General features: G+C 42.6%; 3 protein-coding genes, 1 tRNA gene and 1 pseudogene. 2 read left to right on the top strand and 3 right to left on the bottom strand.

What is annotated here, in order from left to right; translation table 11 throughout:
* Positions 1 to 60: 60 nt before the first annotated feature.
* A tRNA-Pro gene (locus tag HOO90_RS09840) sits at positions 61 to 137 on the bottom strand.
* Positions 138 to 238: 101 nt separating this feature from the next.
* On the opposite strand from HOO90_RS09840, the gene folD reads away from it, so the two are divergent.
* Together folD and dksA are read left to right on the top strand one after the other, a co-directional pair.
* Positions 239 to 1,099, top strand: a complete 861-nt coding sequence (gene folD, locus HOO90_RS09835; RefSeq protein WP_292842556.1) for a bifunctional methylenetetrahydrofolate dehydrogenase/methenyltetrahydrofolate cyclohydrolase FolD — start codon at positions 239 to 241, stop codon at positions 1,097 to 1,099.
* A 151-nt stretch (positions 1,100 to 1,250) separates the two neighbouring features.
* The gene (gene dksA / locus HOO90_RS09830) at positions 1,251 to 1,673 is read left to right on the top strand and encodes an RNA polymerase-binding protein DksA (RefSeq protein WP_292842554.1); all 423 of its coding nucleotides are present in this window, start codon (positions 1,251 to 1,253) and stop codon (positions 1,671 to 1,673) included.
* Between the two features lie 87 nt (positions 1,674 to 1,760).
* On the opposite strand, the gene HOO90_RS09825 is transcribed toward dksA, so the two are convergent.
* Together HOO90_RS09825 and HOO90_RS09820 are read right to left on the bottom strand one after the other, a co-directional pair.
* Positions 1,761 to 2,909 (bottom strand): glutaminyl-peptide cyclotransferase, encoded by a 1,149-nt coding sequence (locus tag HOO90_RS09825; RefSeq protein ID WP_292842552.1) that lies wholly within the window; start codon positions 2,907 to 2,909, stop codon positions 1,761 to 1,763.
* A 126-nt stretch (positions 2,910 to 3,035) separates the two neighbouring features.
* Positions 3,036 to 3,761 (bottom strand): annotated as a pseudogene (locus HOO90_RS09820) (threonine ammonia-lyase, biosynthetic); the annotation flags it as partial.

The following is a 3,761-nucleotide window of genomic DNA, read 5'->3' as shown; positions in this document are numbered from 1 at the left end:
TCGGGCTGACTTTCATTTTTATTCGTTGAATATTAAGTGCTTATTCAACAAGTTAAAATTTGGTCGGCGTGGAGAGATTCGAACTCCCGACATCCTGCTCCCAAAGCAGGCGCGCTACCAGGCTACGCTACACGCCGAAGGGCAGAAATATACTGCAAACTGGGCTGTAGGTCAATTCGAATATGTTAAAATGTTACTTTATTTTTATTATTTCATTAATCAAAGCGCTTACGAACAAATGACTGCACAGATAATTGATGGCAAGGCCATTGCTGAAAATCTTTTAAATTCAATTAAAACACGTATTAATAGCCGTATTCAGGCAGGTAAACGCGCGCCTGGCCTTGCGGTAATTTTGTTGGGAGATAATCCAGCTTCAGCAATTTATGTACGCAATAAGCGTTTGGCGTGTGAGAAAGTAGGCATTCGTTCGGTAGCTTACAATTTGCCCACAACGACTACACAGGCGGAGTTGATCGCATTAATTAGTCAATTGAATCAGGATGAAACGATTGATGGAATTTTAGTGCAGTCTCCACTACCACCGCATATTAAAGATGAGCACATCATTGAGCATATCAGCCCAAATAAAGATGTTGATGGGTTTCATCCCTACAATATTGGCCGATTAGCAGTCCGTCAACCTACTTTGCGTTCTTGTACACCTTTTGGTGTGATAAAAATGTTGCAGGCGACGAATATCAATTTAATGGGACTAGACGCGGTTGTAGTTGGTGTTTCCAACCATGTTGGCCGCCCAATGGGCTTGGAGTTATTGTTGGCAGGATGTACCGTGACAAGTTGTCACCGTCATACTAAAGATTTAGCTAAAATAATTAAGCAGGCAGATTTGGTGATTGCCGCAGCAGGTAAATCGGGGCTTATACAAGGTGACTGGATTAAGTCAGGCGCGGTGGTGATTGATATTGGTATCAATCGATTAGCCGATGGAAGTATAGCGGGCGACGTTGATTTTAAAGCGGCAAAAGTGCGTGCAGGGTACATTTCGCCAGTGCCAGGTGGCGTAGGGCCGATGACAGTGGCGACGTTGATGGAAAATACATTATTGGCGTTGGAGCTTAGCGAGGCAAAATCATAAGATTCGCACTAGATTTTAATAAGTTAGCTTGTTTTTGCAACTAAACTTGATTCGGTGTACACTCACGCGCTTGATTTTATAAGTAATTAATATTCAAGTGGTTTTTAAATAAGTTTTTTTAAGTAACTCTTTTTAGTTTTTGAGGTACATGATGGCAGAAGTTATAACTAAACATTTTACCCCTTACCAGCCAAAACCTGATGAACAGTATATGAGCAAACCGCAGCTCAACCACTTTCGTAAGATTTTAAATGACTGGAAGGCAGAGTTAAGCCAAGAACTTGACCGCACCGTTCATACAATGCAAGACGAAGTAACGATGTTTGCAGACCCGAATGACCGTGCCAGCCAAGAAACTGATATGACATTGGAATTGCGTAATCGTGACCGTGAACGTAAATTAATCAAGAAAATTGATGAGACTTTACGCAATATTGATAGCGATGAGTATGGTTATTGTGAAGGTTGTGGTATTGAGATTGGCTTAAAGCGTCTCGAGGCACGCCCAACCGCAACACTTTGTATAGATTGCAAAACGCTGGATGAAATGCGTGAGAAACAAGTTGCTAAATAAAGTTTAGTGCGTTTATTACATCGGCTATAAGCTAGCGATGACTAAGTAAAAAGCCCGCAATCGCGGGCTTTTTACTTACACCTGTGGCTATTTGAGTTTTTTATCTAGGCTACCCATTGATTTTGGGTAAGTCACGATGCCCCAGGGCATATTTTTCACTTCTATTTTCTTGGTCACTTCGAGTTTTTCAGCATCAATGACAAAGACTTCGTCTGATTTACCACACGCTAACAAAATTTGCTTGTCATCAGGAGTAAAGGTGAAATGCCAGCAACGATTTCCTGTTGAGACTTCTTTCAGTTTTTCAAAAGTCTTGGCGTCAAATACTTGCAATAGTTTCGCTTTATTGGTGGCTACATAAATCTTTTCGCCTTTTGCATCATAGCTAATGCCATAAGGTGTTTCGCCTGTGTCTACAGTGCGAACCAAATTAAACTCTTTATCCAGTACCATAAATTTATTGCCGTATTCCAAAGTGGCAAGATAAGTGTTGCCATCGGGCGATACTTTAATGCCACGCGGACGGTCACCATGCTCATGGGTGTGAACGGTTTTGACTAACTCCCCACTTTCAATATTGTGTACAGTGACAGTATTATCCGCTTCGTTGGTAATCACTAACTGTTTACCGTCAGCAGAAAATTCAATACCTTCCGTTTCCGGGCCGCCTGTAATTTCCCGTATTTTCTGGCCCTTTTCTAAATCAACCACTATTATTTTAGCTGGAATTTTTTCTTCATCTTCGTCATCATCATCTTCGGCCACTTTGTCACCTGGCTTAGGCGGTGGGCCGCCTTTAGAGCTAGGTTCAGATGATATGTAAGCATAATTGCCGCTAATGCGAACAAACTCAGGGTTTTTGCCGATGATAATTTGTTGTGAAACTTCTCCCGTCGCAGTATCAATCACTGCGATGCCGTCGTTGCCGCGTGTGGCAACAACCAGTTTTTTACCATCATCGGTAATACCCAAGCCGCGTGGCGCTTCCGCCTTTACGTCAATTTGCTTGATTACTTGCATGCTGGCAAGGTCAATAACACTTATGCCAGCTTCTTGGCTGCTAACATAAGCAACGCCTTGTGTGGTGTTTACAGTAGCCGAGGCTGGGCTACTGATAGCTTCAGTTGTGCTTTGGACGTCTTCAACTTTTTCTTGTTTACAAGCACTTAAGCCTGCTATTAAAGTTAGCAATACTAAGCTAATACGAGTTTTATGATATGTGGGCGTAAATTTCATTCAGTTCTCCAAAGTTAAAGTCTGCAGATATTTTATGTTGTTGGCAGATACTTTCTTATTAAGTTCACACAAAATAAAAAAGTAAGGTAAGAACTAAACTAGGCGTCAGTTCGAAAAAATAAAAAACTAACCTAAAAATAATTGATAAGCGGGATTTACCGTTTCATCCCAATAAGGATAGCCTAAGTTTTGCAAAAACTCCACAAATTCAGCATGCTCTGTTGGTGGCACTTGCATGCCAACCAACACGCGGCCGAAATCAGCGCCGTGGTTTCTATAGTGAAACAAGCTGATATTCCAGTCGTGCCCCATGGATTCTAAAAATTTCATGAGTGCGCCAGGTTTTTCAGGAAACTCGAATCGATACACTACTTCGTTCTCCGCCTGTGGGGCATGCCCGCCTACCAAATGGCGCACATGCAATTTAGCCACTTCATTATCGGTTAAGTCCAACGCAGGTAAGCCTTCTGCTTGTAAATCGGTGACCATCTTGGCAGATTCTGCTGGGTCGCTAATGGCAACACCCACGAATATATGCGCCACTTTAGCATCCGCATAGCGATAGTTAAACTCGGTGATGTTGCGGTTACCAAGCAAATTACAGAATGCTTTAAACGCCCCTGGTTTTTCTGGAATCGTGACGGCTAATACCGCTTCGCGCTTTTCGCCAATTTCTGCGCGCTCTGCTACAAAGCGCAGTCTGTCGAAATTCATATTGGCGCCAGAAGCGATGGCGATTAACGTTTTTCCATGTAAGTTTTCGCGTTCCGCATACGCTTTAAGGCCTGCTAAGGCTAGTGCGCCAGCAGGCTCTAAAATGCTACGAGTATCTTCAAACACATCTTTAATGGC

The sequence above is a fragment of the Methylotenera sp. genome (assembly GCF_013141425.1).
Taxonomy (GTDB): domain Bacteria; phylum Pseudomonadota; class Gammaproteobacteria; order Burkholderiales; family Methylophilaceae; genus Methylotenera.
The sequence above is the reverse complement of the archived record's forward strand: the minus strand, read 5'-3'. Positions and strand labels throughout refer to the sequence as shown.

Bases quoted from the DNA above. Each gene is read 5' to 3' on its own strand.
- folD (WP_292842556.1), top strand. From the start codon at position 239: ATGACTGCACAGATAATTGATGGCAAGGCCATTGCTGAAAATCTTTTA.
- dksA (WP_292842554.1), top strand. From the start codon at position 1,251: ATGGCAGAAGTTATAACTAAACATTTTACCCCTTACCAGCCAAAACCT.
- HOO90_RS09825 (WP_292842552.1), bottom strand. From the start codon at position 2,909: ATGAAATTTACGCCCACATATCATAAAACTCGTATTAGCTTAGTATTG.